We start from the raw sequence: 18,067 nt of genomic DNA, 5'->3' as shown, positions 1-18,067 counted from the left end.
TGCTTCTAAGTCCTTGGAAAATCCAACAATAAAAAAAGAGGGGGAGGGCATTTTTTATTGAAGTTTGTTAATGATAGATTTTTAATTAGTTAGGGGGGATCGTAAAATAGATTATTAATCTCTTTGATAATTTTTATTTTCCTTATAGTTGGCATACTGTATTAGAAATTTTAAATTTTGAAAGGAGAATCAATAAGTATGGGTAAGAAAAGAAGAACAAGTAATAAGTTATTACTTGTTAGTGCGATTTTTTCAATAACAATTCCCTCAGTCTCATATGCGGAGGAAGTAATTTTACCTGAAAATTTTACGAGTTCTTCAAGTTTGTATGAGGGACGGAATACGGAAGTATTGAAAACAGGCTTATATCCTGATACATATAATTATCCGTTTAACCATCAATTTATTTCGAAATTAAAGGAAGCAAACACAACTATAAAAAAAGTAGAAAATAGTGATGATGAAAATCCTATTATATCTACTACTCTTTCATTTATTCGCCATATGAATAGTGAAGATTATAAATCTGCATTTGATTTAACCTCAAGGTCATTACAGAAAATAATATCCGAAGAATGGCTGAAGAGCTATTGGGAGGGACTCCCAGTTCAATTACAAGCAGGTTCTTTTATAGAAATTGGAGAGGTTACACAAAAAGAGACAAATCCTGTTCATACAAATGTGGAGATTCAATTAGTTTTTGAAAAAATGACTGTACCTTTACTAATTAAACTAGATCCATCTGGAAAAATAGACGATTTTCAACTCAGCATGTCGTTTAGTCCTGTTGCTGAGCGTCCGTCATATAGTAAGCCTGAATCATTTGTTGATAAAGAAGTAGTAGTTGGAAGTGGTGCATTTCCATTACCAGGAACATTGTCGGTTCCAAAAGGAAATGGTCCTTTTCCAGCGGTTATTCTTGTTCAAGGATCAGGAGCAACTGATCAGGATGAAACAGCGTTTGCTTTAAAACCGTTTCGCGATTTAGCTGAAGGTCTTGCATCGAAGGGAATTGCTGTCCTTCGCTATAATAAAAGAACTTATGAACATGGGTTGAAAACACAATTTAGTCCCTTTTATACAGTTGATAAAGAGACAACAGATGATGCTCTTCTTGTAACTCAATTTCTTAAAAATGAGCCTCTAATAAATAAAAATCAAATTTATATTTTGGGTCATAGTCAAGGTGGAATGATGCTTCCGAAAATGATTGAAAAAGACCAAAATAATAATATTGCTGGGGCAATTGTAATGGGTGGGCCAGCTCGTACGATCCAAGACGTTGTTTTAGATCAATTTGAGTACCTTTTTTCTATTGGAGCAATGAATCTAGATGAATATAAATTCTACAAAGCACAATTTGAATTATTAAATGATCCAAATTTCTCTAGTCAGAATCCCCCAAAAGATTTTTACTTAGGATCAGCAATATTTTGGGATTCTATCCGAAAAATTAAAGCAGCCGAAATGTCAAAAGAACAAAAGACACCGCTTCTTATTATTCAAGGGGAAAGAGACTATCAAGTTCAATCAAAAATCGAAATTCCTCTTTGGAAAGAACAATTAAAAGAACGAGATAACGTCGATTATCGACTATATCCGAAGTTAAATCATTTCTTTACAGAAGGTGATGGAGAAATAAGTAAACCGGATGAATATTATAGTCCTGCTAATATCCCTGAGTATGTTATAAATGACATTGCTGCTTGGGTGCAAGGAAGATCGCAATTAAATTAGCAACTATATGTTTTAATAAAGACTTTCTTTCTGTAATCAAAATAGAAATATTTTTATTAGGTTATATGTTTTTTTTTAGCACTCTTTGAAAAGGAGTGCTTTTTTATTTTTCTATGATTTCTATAAAACAATGTGCTTACCTTCCAAACAAATCGTTATTTGGAGCGCTTTTATCAAAGCAAAGTTCTTGTGACATTTCTTTGATATTAAAAACATGAATAACCTATTGTGTAAAATTTTTCGAAAATTTAGGTTTAACATCTTTAAAATAGGTGTATTACATATTACATAACAACTAAATAAAAAAATAAAAAATCTAAAGGAGGAAAAATACAATGCACAAGAATGAAAGAAAACCGGTGGTTCATGAATATGAAAATGAACAGGAAGTAGTTATGAAAGTAAAAGAGCTAGAATTGCAAGGGATTCACCAAGATGACATGTATGTCTTAACACATGAAAAACATCTAACAAAAAAGATTGCGGATGATACAAACACAAATACGATTGGAGTAAAAGAACAAGGATTGGGAACAAGTATTATCAACTTTTTCTCCAAAAAAGGGGACGAACTTCGAAATCAAATGGAAGAAATGGGATTGTCGAAGGAGGAAGCTAACTTATATGAAGAAAAACTAGATCAAGGGAGGATTTTACTCCTAGTAACAGCTGAAACACCAATGGCGAGTGATAGGAAGTCGCAAACCTATCATTCTCTCTAATAGATTGCAATAGGTAAGGTAATTATTTTAAGTTGTAGCATTGAAGAAAATAAAAGTAGAGAAGGGTGAGAAAAATGAAACATACAATATTTAAATATGCTGTGATTGGGATTACGACCGGAGTCATCGTCTCCCTATTAAAAAAAGAAAATCGGAAAGCTATACAAACAAAAGGAAAAAGCGTAAAAGAAAAACTACAAGAAGGAAACATAAAGGAAACATTGGAGAAGGTAACTGAGACAAGTAAACAATTCTCTGCAACTGCAGCTAATGTTGCAAAACAAACATTACCACAATTGCTTACAGCCACACCAGTTGTCATTTCTACCATTAAAGACTTAACAGAAAACGAAAGTAACAAAAAGAAAAAAGATGAAAAGGATTACGAAATAAATGAAAATAGTAGGAACCTAGACGGAGAAAAAACGAAAAATGAAAAGAAATATGTGAAAGAAGGGAAAGAAGAGAGTGCCTAGATTTAATTCTTAAAAGAGAAAGTGAGGAAAAAAGTATGAAATCTCTGTATGCAATTGATGTAGGAATTGGCTTTACCAAGCGGGCATATCGACAGGATGTAGATTCTGAGATGACGATTAAGAGTGAAGCTTCCACACTAGCCCCTGTACCTAATCATACTGACAGTGAAGATTTAACAAAGGTGAGTTTTATAGACTTAGACTTTGCATACTACATGGGAAATGAAGCACATCAATCTGACGCTTCATTGCTTCCTCCATTTAATGAAGAAATAGAAAATTATTATGAAAGCGAACGTTTTAAACAACAAATATTTGGTTGCATTGCAAAGGATTATAAAGAAAATGTCGTGTTACCTTTAGTTGTTACCGGGCTTCCAGTCACTTGTTTTGGTAGTCAGCACGAGCAATTACAACATGCACTAAAAAAAGAAACTTCCGTGCAAATTGATGGGAAATTTATTAATATTACGGTGGAAAATGCTTTGATTCTTCAGCAACCAGTCGCTTTACATGCCTATTTCTTAAAAGAGGGAATTATTCAGGAACAAGATCGCATCTTAATTATTGATGGTGGATTTCGTACATTAGAAATGGCAGATATGAAACAGAATCTCATTTTAAATCATTATGAGACGGAACTAGGATGTAGCAAGCCTTTGAAAAATATTAAGAATATCCTGCAGAATCATGCGGGTGAAAGTAATCAATTGCATATTAACGACATGCCAAAAATATTAGAAAAAGGATATGGAGATCGAGACGAAAATTATGAGACAAGTCAGGTTCATACTTTGATTCAAAAAGAGTTGGATGCACACTTCCAAGACGTCATACGTGTATTACAAGAACAATTTACGTTAGAACAGTATGATACTATCATTTGGACAGGAGGAATAGTAGATCTCCACAAAAAACGAATTGAAAAAATGCAAAGTGAAATTGCTTCTTTCCGTATGGTAGACGCTTCGAAAGAGGCTGCACTTCATGGATACTACATTATTGGGAGTCAAGTATTTGACGACATCACCAATCAATCTGCATATGAATCCAAATTATAATAACGACTGAAATGGAGTTCATTGAATAGACGTGCCAAATTATGTAGCTTCTTTTCCACATATAATAAATTCTTTATAAGAAAAGATAAAAAGTGCTTGTATAGAGGAAATGTTTAAAATTGAAAATAAAAATAACTAATATATAGGGGGTCTTCCTTTTAAAAGAATAAGACCTCCTATGTCATTTATTTTGTAATTTAGATGATCTAAAAACTTTTCCTTCAAGACATGAATACCTACATACAAATTTCGTATTACGGATATGATTCGATCAAACATAAAACTATTTAGAAAGGAAGAATAATATGGAATGCATAAAAATGACGAAATGGAGTTGGTATCATGTGAAAACTAGTAAGCTTGAAAAACTTTCTTCTATAATCCCCCGTGATGTAACATCTTATTTCTCTCAATTTGTAAAGAAAATAAATTCTCCCTGTGAAAATGGATTATATGTTTATACGTTATCACCAAGCCAAACTTGTGTATATGGTTCGTTTTTATATGATCAAGATAAAAAGGACGCCAAAATTCAAAAATTTCTTCATTATTTTGTAGCTCATGGAATACTGATAACGGTCCAAGAAAAAGAGGAAGAGGATTTTCAAGAATTAATACATAATTTCCCTATGGGTACAAAAAATTGTAATAGTTCTGCTGAAGGATTATGTGCTATCTTATCAATGTTTATATCTCATTATTTGCGAAAGGTTGACTACTTTGAAAACAATTTCAGAAATGTATTATGGGATTTTTATCATCATAATAACATAGCAGTTTTAGAAAGGATTTATCATATTCGTCATGAATTATTTATGAACACACATGTGTTTCGCTTAATACAGGAAGTGTTACAAGGCTTGGAGGAAGCTTGGTTAGAAAACTTAACAAACACCCTTTGTTATAAACAAACACACGTAAAATTAGAGCGTGGATTACAACTTGTTAAAGAGTACCAAGAAGAATTAGACACGATGATTCATTTACAAGAAGTTGTTTCTTCTCATCGTGGGAATGAAATTATGAAAGCTCTTACTGTATTAACTGCTGTGAGTACGCCTTTGACAGCTTTAGGAGCATTATGGGGAATGAATTTTAAATACATGCCTGAACTAGAATGGAAATATAGCTATTTAATCGCTCTCTTATTTATTATTTTCACAACGGTAGGTATGTATATGTATATGCGATTCAAAGGGTGGACAGGTGATTTATTACGAGTAAAGAAAAAGAAATCTTTTTTTAAATCTAATTAGTCCTGTTTATAAAAAATATGATAGATATATAGTTAATAATATTTATTAATTGGGGTAGTGCCACATGCCCATCAACCTAAGGAAAGCAAATACCCCAAAACGAGAAAATTGACATTTCCAGATGAAAATGTACAATTTTTTTGTTTTGGGGATGCTTCAAAATATTAGTTTGATAGCAATGTGTCTCTATCCATATAGGTTCGTGAATTACGGTACTATGACCATATCGTACAGCTAGTTGAGTGTTCAAATGTTTTTGGTCAAAGCTTTTCTCCTAATATCATATGAACTCACTTCATCACTCCATAATTTTTAGGTAGTGAACGATTTTAGATTACCTAAAATCACTATGATATCCTAAATAATATTTAAAAAGCTAAGTCCATACATCGCAGCAACTGTAAAAATGACTGTCCATACTGCTAGACTGACCGTCATCCAACTTATGACGTGTGTCCGGTTAGATCCAAATGTTAAAGCTAATACGGCTGCAATATCAGTTCCTACGAGAATTGGAGCTAGAAGAGCCAAACCTGGAATACCATATCGATCCCATATTTTTCTTGATCGGGTTTCTTTTTTAGAAGGTGTTGTTATACCTTTTTTTTGTTTTCTTGCTGCTTGCCATTTTGCATACTGTTTAAAGAAAAAACCGAGTAATAGAACCAAGATAAGATTTCCTGCAAATGCTGTTACTCCTACTGCGAATGGTTGTAATCCCCATGCGATACCAAGTGGTACAACAATTGATACATCCATCCATGGGGCAAATGCTAAAAGAAATAACACTACATATTGCCATAATGCCCCCGCATTTTGAGCCCACTCCACCATATTGTTTCATCCCCTTTGTTAAATACGATTTAAAATAAAAATAGTGGTTAACCAATAGACAATATATTGACCTGCACCTAGTAAACCAATGCACAATAATGGAACAAAATTATGTTGAGAAAAGAGAAAGCAAATCCCTGCCGTTACTGGAAGCGCAATACTATAGTAAATATACACATTTCGGCAAGCCTTATAGGTTACCCACTGCTGCCCTTCATCTATTTCACGAAATTCGGATGGTATAAAACCAAATAGCCTAATCTTATCATGAGGATTCTTTCGGTTATAAATCCTTGTGAGAATGAGCCATAAAAAAGTAACCGTCACTAAAATCCCGAAACATAACTTAGCTAAAATGACTTGTGTATTCATAAGAGAAAATAGTAAAAATGCAATAATCAACACAAATATACTGGCCCCTATAAGTGGAGATCTTAAAACCTGTTTTATCATAATCGTTCCTCTCCCTTTAAATAAAAAACCTCTTCTACGGTAACTTGAAATACAGCAGCTAATTTTAACGCCATAGTGACAGATGGAGAATAATCACCTTTTTCTATTAATCCAATTGTCTGCCTTGTGACCCCAATTGCATCGGCCAAGTCTTGCTGAGTCCATCTAAATCGTGCTCGTAATTCTCTAACTCTGTTTTCTAGTATCATAATTCCCCTTTCCTCATTTACAATTACTGTAATTGTAAATGATTACTAACAAAATGTAAATAATCATTTGCATTATGTAATGAATAATTGCTAAACACGACATAAATTACCCTTATGTTAAAAAGGGAGTCCACTCCATCGCTATCAAGATACCAAAACAAAATACCCCATAAAATGAAAAAATACGCTATTCTTTCTGTAGAATCATAGGAAAGGATGGCGTTTTTGTATGTCTATTTCTGTATCTGATGAATTACAACTATTAGCTCAAGAAATTCAAAAATTCTTATCTCCAAATATCTTACGAGATCTTGCTAGAGATGTTGGTTTTGTACAAAGAACTAGTAAATACCAAGCAAAAGATTTAGTCGCTTTATGTGTATGGATGAGTCAAAATGTCGCTACAACTTCTTTAACCCAGTTATCTAGCTGTTTAGAAGCATCGACAGAAGTGCTCATCAGTCCTGAGGGACTGAATCAACGATTTAATAAAGCGGCTGTCCAATTTTTACAACACATATTATCTAAACTACTAAACCAAAAATTGGCCTCATCTATACCTATTCCTTCTCCATATACTTCTGTTTTCAAACGTATTCGTATTTTAGATTCAACTGCATTTCAACTTCCAGATCCCTTTTCATTTGTTTATCCAGGTGCAGGAGGATGCAGCCATACAGCGGGGGTGAAGATTCAGCTAGAGTATGATCTATTAAGTGGCCAGTTCCTGCATATCCATACAGGTCCAGGTAAACAACATGATCGAACCTACGGTTCCCTGCGTGTTCCAACTGTGACAGCGAATGATTTATGTATCCGAGATTTAGGGTATTTTCATTTGAAAGATCTTAAACATATACAAGACCAAAAGGCTTACTATATCTCTCGTATCAAGTCGAATACACGTATTTATCAAAAAAATCCCAATCCTGATTATTTTCAAGATGGAAGAATTAAGAAAGGTACAGAGTATATTCAAATAGATATGGAGGGTTTAATGAGCTCTCTTCAACCAGGACAAACATGTGAAATAGCTGACGCTTATGTAGGAATGACTGATAAAGTGCCGACTCGTGTGATTGTTCATCGACTAACAAAAGAACAACAACAAAAACGATTACACGATCAAACTGTAAGAGAAAAAAAGAAAGGAATGAAGTATTCTGCTCGTAGTAAACGACTTAGCGGTATCAATGTATATATGACAAATACCTCTATAGATATTGTCCCGATGGGACAAGTACATGATTGGTATTCTTTACGTTGGCAAATCGAGCTTTTATTTAAAACGTGGAAATCATTCTTTCATATTCATCATTGTAAAAAGATAAAACGAGAACGATTAGAATGCCATTTGTATGGGCAACTGATTGCCATTTTACTTTGTTCTTCTACCATGTTTCAAATGCGACAATTGCTTCTTATGAAAAAGAAACGAGAACTGAGTGAATATAAGGCCATATATATGATTAAAGATTACTTTCTTCTTATTTTCCAAGCTATACAGAAAGACACCCAAGAGCTATCAAAGATTTTAATTCGCCTGTTCAACCTCCTACAGCAAAACGGGAGAAAATCTCATCGATATGAGAAGAAAACAGTCTTTAATATATTAGGTGTCATTTACAATTGTACCATGTTTGATAATCAAGCGGCTTAAATCAAAAAATTGAAACCCATTAGGGTTTATTTCGTATGCAAATCTTTAAATTCCCTACACGTAGCTTTTAAAAAAAAGAAACAACCTCTATTATAATTAACGTTTTATGGTCTTAGCTTGATAGCGATGGGGTAGTGCCATATCCCTATCAAGTTAAAGTTTTGATTTCCCCGCAATGATAAAAATTGTGAATATTTATATGAAAGATTAGAGCTCTCCTTCTTGTAGGAGGGCTCTAATCTTTGTTTAAAAACTATAGCATATACATGGGCAGACTCAATATGTGAACTTTGTCCGGATTCAATTTAGAATATAAAAAAGGAGAACTTGCGTTAGAATACAAGCTCTCTTTAAAAGAAATAACGTAATTGAGATACTTATATATTAACAATTTTTTCTTCTAATTCCATATTTCTTATGTTGAGAAATAAATGATAAGGGGCTTAATAAAACTAAAATGAATTATTGACATAATATTTCGACGATAATATAATAAATCTCGAATTCAAGATAACTTGTAAAGGATTGGTAATTATGAGTGTGATTAATGATGAGAGCTTATCTTTAAAGTTATTTGTTACATTATCAAGGGCAGCACAGGCAATTACTAAGCGTATTGAAGAGGATATAAAAAGTTATGGACTTAATCCAACTGAATTTGCAGTGCTTGAGCTACTATATAGTAAAGGCGATCAGCCTATACAAAAAATTGGAGGGAAAATATTACTTGCAAGTAGTAGTATCACGTATGTAGTGGATAAGTTGGAAAAGAAGAGGTTCTTAATACGAAAACCATGTCCAAAAGACCGCCGTGTCACGTATGCGTCAATTACTTCAGATGGTATTCAGTTAATGGATAGTATTTTTCCTCAGCATAAAGAGGCGATTCGGCATATATTTGGTGGTTTGGACTATATTGAGAAAAAAATGATAATCGAAAAGTTGAAAAAATTAGGGTATTATGCACTCGAACTATAAATTTTTAGAAATATATCTCGAATTAGTAATGTCCTAATTAAATCTAATTTAAATAAATAGGAGGAAAAATTAATAAATGGTAGTAAATTTATTATAATACAAAATGAATAAACCATGTAATTTCAATTGGTATAACATGAAATAAAGTTGTTATGTTAACGTATACATATCGTCCTTTAAATTATAAATCTTTCATAAAGCGGAGAGTGGGTATCAAGAATGGAATTACGTCATTTAGAGTATTTTATTCAAGTTTGTAATAATAATAGTTTCACTAAAGCTGCGGAAGTTCTAGGTATTTCACAGCCGACTTTAAGTCAACAAATCCGTGTTTTAGAAGGGGAACTTGATACACCCTTGTTTCATCGAGTTGGAAGAGGTATCAAAATGACAGAAGCGGGTAAGCTGCTATTTGATAAAGGAAAATTTATCATGCAACAATTTGATGACGTGTATAATGAAATTTTTGAATTAAAGGGTGTAAAAAGAGGTGTGATTACTATAGGAGGTTTATTAGAGGATCTCACTTATTTAACACCTTATATTATGAAGTTTCAACAACATTATCCCAACATTGTAGTAAAGATTATAGAATCCGAAGTTGCTGTAAATCAAATCGTTGACAAAAATATTGATTTCGGGATTACACGTAGTGCTCAAATTCCAGACATATTAACAAGCACCCTTTTGTATAGTGAAGAGCTCGTCCTTGTAATTCCAAAAAATCATCCTTTGAATGAAAAATCATTTGTTTCTTTTCGAGAATTAGTAGGGCTGAGTAGAATAATGGTTTCATGTAGTTGTCGTGAATCTATTAAGATATATTGTGAGAGTTTAGGGTTATCTTTATCTGAAGCAAATATAGAAACAAAATCTTCTATTTCTCTATTGAGCCTTGTATACAATGGACATGGGGTTGCCATAATACCTCTTTCACTGGTTAACTTTGTTAATAATGATACTTTGAGCATAGTTCGTATTACTGATCCAACACCAGGCCAAGATATTAATCTTATTCACTTTGATGATAAATTTTTAAGTTTTGCAGCACGTATCTTTATGCAGAAGTTAAATGATTCGCAAAAAGTATCAGTGTAATAGAAATAATAATGATTCTAGTGTAACAATTGAAAAATTAAGATCTATATTAAAGTCAAAGGGCAGTGGATTTATATGTGTGGTGTAGTCGATCAAGAGGGGGATACCATTGACTTTTAATTAAGGAAAAAAGGACAGACTTTGCAAGGAGAGAAGGCTATCAAAAACAAGTTAAGTTAATCAATCAATTCTTCGGTCTTATCGCATAGTAACACATTCCATGTAGGGATATACAATGCTATTTCGAATCTACATACCCTTATTGCAGAAAGAAAACCACCGGCATTATACCGGTGGTTTTGACTTAGAAAGCAAAGCAAGTACAACCGATACCCCATGTAGTTCCATCTTTTCCTATTACGGTATGAGTGTGTTGATGGAGAGGGTTACTGCAACTATGTAACTTGTTATCATGGGAATCGTGGGAAAGTATAGTGTTGGCTAGGTTAGCACCACCATAACCATAAACGCCCGTCGGTGACCAATCAGGTGATGCTGGCGGCAATTCAGGTGATAAATTTTTAAATTCATCATTTCCATAAACAACCTGCCCACCCATAATGGTGAGTAATGATTCAAGGTTTTTGATTTCTTCTTCTGGCACAGTAAAGTAGTCAGCAGACAATACAGCAAGATCAGCAAACTGACCTACTGCCAGGGTTCCCTTTTTACCTTCATCATCAGAGAACCACGCACTTCCTTTTGAATATAATTCCAGGGCTACTTTTCTATCAAGTTTATTTTTTTCATCGTATATGGAAAGCCCACCAATGGTTTTTCCGGCAACCATCCAGTAAAGGGCAACCCAAGGGTTATAGCTGGAAACCCTAGTTGCATCACTACCGGCGCCAACAGGTATACCAAGGTCTAACATACGATAAATCGGAGGAGTACGCTTTGCAGCTTCCTTTCCGTATAAATCAACAAAGTATTCACCTTGAAAAGCCATGCGGTCTTGGATGGCAATACCGCCATTTAAAGCCTTAACACGTTCCATACTACGATCTGAGATTGTTTCTGCATGGTCAAACCACCATCGTAGACCATTAAAAGGAATTTCACTGTTAACTTCCTCAAATACATTTAAGAAACGTGTGATTGACTCATCATAAGTTGCATGTAAACGGAAGGGCCAACGGTTTTCCACCAATAGAGAAATTACTTTCTTTAAGTCAGCTTCCATCATCGTAGCTAGTTCAGGCCGTGGCATTTGAAATTTTTCAAAATCGGCTGCTGAGAATACTAACATCTCTCCGGCACCATTCATTTTATACTTATCACTTCCTTGACCTGGAGAAACAATTTTTGCCCATGAAGCAAAGTCTTCATATTCATGATTTGGATTTTGCGTAAATAGATTATAAGCAATACGCAAAGTTAATTGTTCCTTCTCGGCTAAATGTTCAACAACTTTGTAATCATCCGGATAATTTTGGAATCCACCACCTGCGTCAATAGCACTTGTAATACCTAATCTATTTAATTCGCGCATAAAATGGCGAGTTGAGTTAATCTGGTCGTCAAAATTAAGTACTGGTGCTTTACCCAAACTTGAATAAAGAATAGAAGCGTTAGGATTCGCAATTAAAAGGCCTGTTGGATTACCTCGTTTATCCCGCTCAATTAAGCAGCCTGGAGGGTCTGGTGTATCTTTCGTATATCCCAGTGCATGCAGCCCTGCACGATTTACAAGTGCTCTATCGTAAAGATGTAGCACAAAGACAGGAGTGTGTTCAGAAACGGCATTAATTTCTTCCAAAGTTGGCAACCGTCTCTCTTTAAATTGAAATTCAGACCAACCTCCAACTACTCTTACCCACTGAGGAGCAGGTGTACGCCTTGCCTGTTCTTTGAGCATTTCTAGAGCAATAAAAAGTGATGGCACGCCTTCCCAACGTAATTCCATATTATAATGTAGACCACCACGAATAACGTGTATATGAGAGTCATTCAGGCCTGGAATAGCTCTCTTTCTTTTAAGGTCTATTTTCTTTGTTTTTTCCGTGGCACTATTAAGAAGCTCATCTCCACCTACTGCAGTGACTAAACCATCAGTTATGGCGATAGCAGATACCTCAGGTTGAGAAGGGTCAAGGGTAGTAATTTTTCCGTTATATAAGATCATATCCGGTAAAGTCATGTTCACACCTCGTCTACTTTCTATTATTTTGTAACCATGGATGAAATAATTTACCGAAAATCGGCATGACTACCCATGATAGCAAGGACACTATACATACAGAAACAAAAAAAGCTGACATAATAGGATTCATATGTTTTATAATAGGTCCTATCAATTTAGGAACTAACATGCTAAGAGGCCATACACCCAAAAGGGTAACGATAGACATTTTCCATTTTGGCGGTGGAACTGGCGTTTTCGGAGTAACAAACCAATAAGCCAAACTGCTTTCAGTTTTGTAAGTTGGATTAGTGGCTTGAAATTGCTCGGCCGTTTTTAACAAATCCCGGCGAACATCTGATTCTTGCCAAGCACGTAGATGCTCATACGTATCAAAGCGAAAAATAACAGTATACTCTCTGGATTCGTTACTTGGGACTATTAGATTTACACCTAAATGTCCTGGGAATTTAGTAGCCGCAGCCTCAATTTCATGTCTCCATGTTTCAAACTGTTTTTCTTTACCCTGTTGAATTTCCCATGTAACAATCGTTGTTACTGGATTAGCAGCATCCATTGTGTTCTCTGTATGAGTCTCTTCGACAGCTACTCCTTCTAGTTTCATATTTTTCTGCTTGGAAGCGCGCCGTGAACCATAGTATATGCGTATTCTACACCTTGACCATAAGCGCCAGTGTGTTCTTTTACAATCTCCATTACAGCATCATAAGTGTCTTTGTGTGCCCAATCACGTTGGTATTCAAGTAAAACTTGAATTGCTGTCACTGGAATTGCACCAGCTTGTTCTACACGACGCATAGCAGCGTTATGTGCTGTCAAACTAGTACCACCTGAAGCATCATCAACTGCATACACCTCATAGCCAGCTTTAATTGCTTCAAGCACAGGGAATGCAAGGCAAACTTCAGTCCAAAGTGCTGCAAATATTAATTTCTTTCTACCTGTTGCTTTAACTGCTTCAACAAATTTTGGATCTTCCCAAGAATTCATTGAACTGCGTTCTATAATTTCATGGTTTGGGAATATGTCAAGAATTTGCGGCCAAAAATAACCAGAAAAGCTGCGTGTTTCAACTGTAGTAAGAATAGTAGGTACGTTAAAAGTTTTTGCTGATTTAGCAAGCAGCATAACGTTATTAATCAATGTTTGTCTATCAATACTTGCAACTCCAAAAGTCATTTGAGGCTGAAAATCAATCAAAATTAAGGCACTGTTCTCCGGATTTAACAATTCTAAATTACTCATAATAAAACGCTCCTTTTTTAATTGTTTAAAATCAATATTATTGAAAATAATGTTTTTTCTGTTAATTAAAAAGAGAGTGCTGATTTAATCAGCACTAAATGTATACTATCCATTTTTTAAAAAGTGATTTAAAGCTATTTCCTTGAAATACATTTATGCATTTTGTTTACTAAGATCTCGCTGTGCGCCCATATAGCTTCCAATTATATTTTGATAGCCTGGAAGATTGCTAGCAAGCAAATTGCCAAAACCTTCGACATCGTTGCGCCAATCGCGTTGTAATTCGCAAGCTACGCTAAACCAGTTCATAAGTTGCACACCACTATGTGCCATACGAGTATTTGCAGCATCTGCAACTTGTTTATTGAAAGTACCTGAAGCATCAGTAACAGCAAATACTTCATATCCAGCTTTTATAGCGGAAAGTGCAGGGAAAGCAACACAAACGTCCGTAACTACGCCGGCGATGATAATTTGCTTTTTTCCAGTTTCTTCGATTGCTTTTACAAAATCATCATTATCCCATGCGTTAATTTGTCCAGGTCGAGCTATTTTTGGTGCATGAGGAAAGAGATCAACCAATTCTTGCATTAAAGGTCCGTTAGGTCCGTTTTCAAAACTTGTTGTTAAAATAACTGGTAAATCAAAAAACTTAGCAGTATGAGCAAGAGCTAAAACATTGTTCTTGAATTCATCAACACCATAGTCACGTACTAGTCCGGACATAAGACCAGTTTGATGATCTACTAAAAGCACGACAGCATCATCTTTGTTAATACGAGAATAGAGATCAGTCATTATGTATTCCTCCTAAAAATTAAGTAATCGAAGAAAGTTTAAATAGTCGAATACTATCATAAGTTTCTTCGTTTATAACTAAGCTGACCAATAATATTGGTTATAGCAGCATTCACAGAACATGAAGTGCTATACAAATTTATAGTATTTGAAAACTGATTCATTAATCAATTCTAAATTATCTATAATTTGTATAGGTCGTAACTATAGTTGTTTTCACTATAAAATAGATTGGTTTTACCTATACATCCTATAGATAGAACAATATTGATAGTCACCTATTTTTGTTATTACAATTGAATATGAGTAATGTTCAGTAATTATTTTATGATGAAAAAGGTATTAGAGGGGGGATTGTTCCAAACGGAGAAAAAATGCATTGGAACAATAGAGTTTCATACTTAGAGTTCACAACATAAACGTGCATGAATAGCTTATGAGATTCATCCGAATTATTGAAGAAAAGGATACATATTAAAGGAGGTAGGAGAATGGAAAAAATTACTGTAGGAACCGAAAATCAAGCACCAATTGAGATATATTATGAGGATCATGGTATAGGAAAACCAGTTGTACTCATTCATGGTTGGCCGTTAAGTGGTCGATCTTGGGAATATCAAGTTCCCGCTCTTGTTGAGGCTGGATACAGAGTTATAACATATGATCGTCGAGGCTTTGGAAAATCATCTCAGCCGTGGGAAGGGTATGAATATGATACCTTTACTTCTGATTTACATCAACTATTAGAACATTTAGAGCTTCAAAATGTCACACTTGTTGGTTTTTCTATGGGGGGAGGCGAAGTAGCCCGGTATATTGGGAAATATGGAACCCATAGAATAGAGAAGGCTGTATTTGCCGGAGCTGTACCACCATTCCTTTACAAGTCAGCAGATCATCCTGAGGGTGTATTAGATGATGTAGCAATTCAAGGATTTGAAAATGGAGTGAAAAGTGATCGCATAGCATTCCTTGATGAGTTTACGAAAGGTTTTTTTGCTGCTGGAGATCGAACTGACTTAGTTAGTGAACCATTTCGACTTTACAATAGGGATATCGCTGCGGGTGCATCACCTAAAGGAACATTAGATTGTATCGCTGCTTTCAGCAAAACAGACTTCAGAAGCGATTTAGCCAAGATTAATATACCTACCCTTGTCATTCATGGTGATTCAGATGCAACTGTACCATATGAATATAGTGGGAAATTAACACATGAAGCAATTCCTAATTCTAAAGTAGCATTAATAAAGGGTGGTCCACATGGGCTCAATGCAACGCATGCTAAAGAATTTAATGAAGCACTCCTATCATTTTTAAAGGACTGATTACAACTATATAATTGTTAATTGAGACATTATAAATAAGTTAAAATAAAGCTTTATAAAAGATGCTCTTGGATAAATCCAGGAGCATCTTTTTAAATATTGATATTGAGATGTTAGGTTAATAAATCGCCATTAGTTTTGAATTGAATATTCTTCTTAACAGCTAAAATGTATTGATTAGAGTTTTTTAGATTTCTTAGAAGTATTGTTATATTACTATCAAGATAATATTTCTTCCTCAAAACAAAGAAATATACATTTTTTTGAGGAAAAAATATCTTGTCAGAAAACAATAAAATCTTATTAATTTTTATAATTGGTAGAATTTTTATGGAAATAATTCTCTTAATATATTAAAATAACATCGTATTATGTCAGATTTTAATTAGGGGAGAGAAATTTTATGTTGAAAAAAATCATTCCAGTTGCTTTAGCATTAAGTACAGTTACTTTTACTAGTGTATTTGCTGCGCCTTCAATCCAAGCGAGTACAGAACCAAACCGCTACATAGATGTGCAAATGCTCGGTATTAACGATTTTCATGGGCAACTAGACACTGTAAAAAAAATTAACAATAAAGATGCAGGGGGAATTGAGTACTTAGGGGCTTATTTACGTGATCGTGAAAAACAAAATCCGAATACATTAAAGGTACATGCTGGCGATGTTGTTGGAGCAAGTACTCCTGTTTCAGCATTATTACAAGACGAACCTACAATTGAATTTCTAAATGATTTGAAATTCGATGTTGGAACTATAGGAAATCATGAATTTGATGAAGGTGTTGCGGAAATGAACCGCCTTATTTATGGTGGATATCATGAGAAAACAGGGAATTTTAAAGGAGCAAAATTCCCATATGTTGCTGCAAATTTCTATAATAAATCCACCGGTCGTTTATTTTTACCACCATTCACTATAAAAAAGGTACAAGGAGTTCCTGTTGGATTTATCGGAGTTGTAACAACGGATGTTCCTAACCTTGTTATGCCTACTATGCTAAAGAATGTGGAAATTACAGATGAAGTTGAAGCTATTAACAAATCCGTAAAGCAATTAAAAAAACTAGGCGTTAAATCTATCGTTGTTCTTGCACATAACGGAGGTATAACAGATGGGAACGGCGTAACAAATGGTGATATCGTCCGATTAGCAAATGAGACTGATCCAGAAGTCGATGTTATTTTTGGTGGGCATAGCCACACCTATGTAAATGGAACTGTTAATAATAAACTTGTCGTACAAGCAAATTCATATGGTATGGCTTTTGCTGATGTTGATGTAAAGATTGACCGTAAGACACAAGATATTGTTGAGAAAAAAGCAGAAATTGTTACAACTTACCATGAAGGCATGGAGCCTGATAAAAAAATAAAGAAGAAGATGGAGAAATATCAAGCAAAAATCGCACCTCTTGTTAATGAAGTTGTAGGTAAGTCTATTGCTCCACTAGATCGCAAACTCAATACGGCTGGTGAATCTACTCTCGGAAATTTGGTTGCTGATGCCCAGCGTGCAACAATGCAATCCCAAATTGCACTTATGAATCCTGGTGGTATTCGTAATGACTTAGATGCTGGTGATATTACATGGGGAGAGATATATGGTATTCAACCATTCGGAAATCAATTAATAAAAGTAAATTTAACAGGTCAAGACATTCGTGATATTTTAAATCAACAATGGCAAAAAGACATAACAAGAATGCTTCAAATTTCAGGGATCCAATACACTTGGGATGCGAACAAGCCTAATGGAGAAAAAGTAACAAGTATTCGCTTAACAAATGGAGAAGAAATTATTCCTTCGAAAACTTACAGCGTCGTTGCTAACGCATTTCTAGCTTCAGGTGGAGATGGATTTGTATCTTTTAAAAACGGTAAAGATGCTGAAACAGGACCAACTGATTTTGAAGCATTAGTAGATTATATAAAAAAATCAAAAGAACCAATTCAGTCTATTATTGATGGAAGAATTCAAAAAATAAATTAGGTTTTTATTAATCTCAAAAAAAATAGATTACCTATACTTTTTATTGTACAGGTAATCTATTTTTTGTGGGTTTGAA

General features: G+C 34.4%; 17 protein-coding genes. 10 read left to right on the top strand and 7 right to left on the bottom strand.

Going from position 1 to position 18,067, the window contains the following annotated elements; genetic code table 11:
* Nucleotides 1–198 precede the first annotated feature (198 nt).
* The 5 genes from AC0ONG_RS14305 (at nt 199) to AC0ONG_RS14285 (ending at nt 5,252) form a co-directional block, all read left to right on the top strand.
* A complete protein-coding gene (locus tag AC0ONG_RS14305; protein WP_042598252.1) occupies nt 199–1,737 on the top strand; it encodes an alpha/beta hydrolase in 1,539 nt (512 codons plus the stop codon).
* Nucleotides 1,738–2,072: 335 nt separating this feature from the next.
* A complete protein-coding gene (locus AC0ONG_RS14300; RefSeq protein ID WP_000549431.1) occupies nt 2,073–2,459 on the top strand; it encodes a YflT domain-containing protein in 387 nt (128 codons plus the stop codon).
* Nucleotides 2,460–2,533: 74 nt separating this feature from the next.
* Nucleotides 2,534–2,935, top strand: coding sequence for a hypothetical protein (locus AC0ONG_RS14295; protein WP_000683213.1), 402 nt, complete (start codon nt 2,534–2,536; stop codon nt 2,933–2,935).
* 35 nt (nt 2,936–2,970) lie between these two features.
* Complete coding sequence (locus AC0ONG_RS14290; protein ID WP_016077503.1) at nt 2,971–3,996, top strand: ParM/StbA family protein; 1,026 nt, start codon at nt 2,971–2,973, stop codon at nt 3,994–3,996.
* A gap of 305 nt (nt 3,997–4,301) precedes the next feature.
* Nucleotides 4,302–5,252, top strand: a complete 951-nt coding sequence (locus tag AC0ONG_RS14285) for a magnesium transporter CorA family protein (RefSeq protein ID WP_016077504.1) — start codon at nt 4,302–4,304, stop codon at nt 5,250–5,252.
* Nucleotides 5,253–5,609: 357 nt separating this feature from the next.
* On the opposite strand, the gene AC0ONG_RS14280 is transcribed toward AC0ONG_RS14285, so the two are convergent.
* Genes AC0ONG_RS14280 through AC0ONG_RS14270 form a run of 3 tightly spaced genes read right to left on the bottom strand, consistent with a single transcriptional unit; the run spans nt 5,610 to nt 6,748 of the window.
* Nucleotides 5,610–6,086 carry a small multi-drug export protein gene (locus AC0ONG_RS14280; protein WP_000230643.1) on the bottom strand — a complete coding sequence of 159 codons (477 nt, stop codon included), beginning with the start codon at nt 6,084–6,086 and terminating at the stop codon, nt 5,610–5,612.
* A gap of 18 nt (nt 6,087–6,104) precedes the next feature.
* Nucleotides 6,105–6,539 carry a hypothetical protein gene (locus AC0ONG_RS14275; protein ID WP_000595642.1) on the bottom strand — a complete coding sequence of 145 codons (435 nt, stop codon included), beginning with the start codon at nt 6,537–6,539 and terminating at the stop codon, nt 6,105–6,107.
* Nucleotides 6,536–6,748: a helix-turn-helix transcriptional regulator gene (locus tag AC0ONG_RS14270; protein WP_000599740.1), complete on the bottom strand. Its 213-nt coding sequence runs from the start codon at nt 6,746–6,748 to the stop codon at nt 6,536–6,538. Before AC0ONG_RS14270 ends, AC0ONG_RS14275 begins: the two co-directional genes overlap by 4 nt.
* Before the next feature lie 229 nt (nt 6,749–6,977).
* Between AC0ONG_RS14270 and AC0ONG_RS14265 the strand changes: the two genes are divergently transcribed.
* The 3 genes from AC0ONG_RS14265 (at nt 6,978) to AC0ONG_RS14255 (ending at nt 10,484) form a co-directional block, all read left to right on the top strand.
* On the top strand, nt 6,978–8,408 hold the full coding sequence (locus AC0ONG_RS14265; protein WP_042598249.1) for an IS4 family transposase: 1,431 nt from the start codon (nt 6,978–6,980) through the stop codon (nt 8,406–8,408).
* A gap of 534 nt (nt 8,409–8,942) precedes the next feature.
* A complete protein-coding gene (locus AC0ONG_RS14260) occupies nt 8,943–9,386 on the top strand; it encodes a MarR family winged helix-turn-helix transcriptional regulator (RefSeq protein ID WP_000111431.1) in 444 nt (147 codons plus the stop codon).
* A 219-nt stretch (nt 9,387–9,605) separates the two neighbouring features.
* A complete protein-coding gene (locus AC0ONG_RS14255; RefSeq protein ID WP_086397092.1) occupies nt 9,606–10,484 on the top strand; it encodes a LysR family transcriptional regulator in 879 nt (292 codons plus the stop codon).
* 304 nt (nt 10,485–10,788) lie between these two features.
* On the opposite strand, the gene AC0ONG_RS14250 is transcribed toward AC0ONG_RS14255, so the two are convergent.
* From AC0ONG_RS14250 to ycaC, 4 genes are all read right to left on the bottom strand, one after another.
* Complete coding sequence (locus AC0ONG_RS14250) at nt 10,789–12,624, bottom strand: amidohydrolase (protein WP_000174494.1); 1,836 nt, start codon at nt 12,622–12,624, stop codon at nt 10,789–10,791.
* Between the two features lie 13 nt (nt 12,625–12,637).
* The gene (locus AC0ONG_RS14245; RefSeq protein ID WP_000763041.1) at nt 12,638–13,231 is read right to left on the bottom strand and encodes an antibiotic biosynthesis monooxygenase; all 594 of its coding nucleotides are present in this window, start codon (nt 13,229–13,231) and stop codon (nt 12,638–12,640) included.
* Nucleotides 13,228–13,872, bottom strand: coding sequence for a hydrolase (locus AC0ONG_RS14240; RefSeq protein ID WP_000067162.1), 645 nt, complete (start codon nt 13,870–13,872; stop codon nt 13,228–13,230). Before AC0ONG_RS14240 ends, AC0ONG_RS14245 begins: the two co-directional genes overlap by 4 nt.
* 153 nt (nt 13,873–14,025) lie before the next feature.
* Nucleotides 14,026–14,670 (bottom strand): isochorismate family cysteine hydrolase YcaC, encoded by a 645-nt coding sequence (gene ycaC, locus AC0ONG_RS14235; protein ID WP_000131212.1) that lies wholly within the window; start codon nt 14,668–14,670, stop codon nt 14,026–14,028.
* 491 nt (nt 14,671–15,161) lie between these two features.
* On the opposite strand from ycaC, the gene AC0ONG_RS14230 reads away from it, so the two are divergent.
* Together AC0ONG_RS14230 and AC0ONG_RS14225 are read left to right on the top strand one after the other, a co-directional pair.
* Nucleotides 15,162–15,998 (top strand): alpha/beta fold hydrolase, encoded by an 837-nt coding sequence (locus tag AC0ONG_RS14230; protein WP_199670293.1) that lies wholly within the window; start codon nt 15,162–15,164, stop codon nt 15,996–15,998.
* 403 nt (nt 15,999–16,401) lie between these two features.
* Nucleotides 16,402–17,991, top strand: coding sequence for a bifunctional metallophosphatase/5'-nucleotidase (locus AC0ONG_RS14225; protein WP_474203604.1), 1,590 nt, complete (start codon nt 16,402–16,404; stop codon nt 17,989–17,991).
* Nucleotides 17,992–18,067 lie beyond the last annotated feature (76 nt).

The sequence above is a fragment of the Bacillus sp. TCT6 genome, assembly GCF_056033845.1.
Note: the sequence above shows the minus strand (reverse complement) of the source record. Positions and strands in the feature narration are given on the sequence as shown.

Coding starts and splice junctions, on each gene's coding strand:
- AC0ONG_RS14305 (WP_042598252.1), top strand. CDS start 199: ATGGGTAAGAAAAGAAGAACAAGTAATAAGTTATTACTTGTTAGTGCG.
- AC0ONG_RS14300 (WP_000549431.1), top strand. CDS start 2,073: ATGCACAAGAATGAAAGAAAACCGGTGGTTCATGAATATGAAAATGAA.
- AC0ONG_RS14295 (WP_000683213.1), top strand. CDS start 2,534: ATGAAACATACAATATTTAAATATGCTGTGATTGGGATTACGACCGGA.
- AC0ONG_RS14290 (WP_016077503.1), top strand. CDS start 2,971: ATGAAATCTCTGTATGCAATTGATGTAGGAATTGGCTTTACCAAGCGG.
- AC0ONG_RS14285 (WP_016077504.1), top strand. CDS start 4,302: ATGGAATGCATAAAAATGACGAAATGGAGTTGGTATCATGTGAAAACT.
- AC0ONG_RS14280 (WP_000230643.1), bottom strand. CDS start 6,086: ATGGTGGAGTGGGCTCAAAATGCGGGGGCATTATGGCAATATGTAGTG.
- AC0ONG_RS14275 (WP_000595642.1), bottom strand. CDS start 6,539: ATGATAAAACAGGTTTTAAGATCTCCACTTATAGGGGCCAGTATATTT.
- AC0ONG_RS14270 (WP_000599740.1), bottom strand. CDS start 6,748: ATGATACTAGAAAACAGAGTTAGAGAATTACGAGCACGATTTAGATGG.
- AC0ONG_RS14265 (WP_042598249.1), top strand. CDS start 6,978: ATGTCTATTTCTGTATCTGATGAATTACAACTATTAGCTCAAGAAATT.
- AC0ONG_RS14260 (WP_000111431.1), top strand. CDS start 8,943: ATGAGTGTGATTAATGATGAGAGCTTATCTTTAAAGTTATTTGTTACA.
- AC0ONG_RS14255 (WP_086397092.1), top strand. CDS start 9,606: ATGGAATTACGTCATTTAGAGTATTTTATTCAAGTTTGTAATAATAAT.
- AC0ONG_RS14250 (WP_000174494.1), bottom strand. CDS start 12,624: ATGACTTTACCGGATATGATCTTATATAACGGAAAAATTACTACCCTT.
- AC0ONG_RS14245 (WP_000763041.1), bottom strand. CDS start 13,231: ATGAAACTAGAAGGAGTAGCTGTCGAAGAGACTCATACAGAGAACACA.
- AC0ONG_RS14240 (WP_000067162.1), bottom strand. CDS start 13,872: ATGAGTAATTTAGAATTGTTAAATCCGGAGAACAGTGCCTTAATTTTG.
- ycaC (WP_000131212.1), bottom strand. CDS start 14,670: ATGACTGATCTCTATTCTCGTATTAACAAAGATGATGCTGTCGTGCTT.
- AC0ONG_RS14230 (WP_199670293.1), top strand. CDS start 15,162: ATGGAAAAAATTACTGTAGGAACCGAAAATCAAGCACCAATTGAGATA.
- AC0ONG_RS14225 (WP_474203604.1), top strand. CDS start 16,402: ATGTTGAAAAAAATCATTCCAGTTGCTTTAGCATTAAGTACAGTTACT.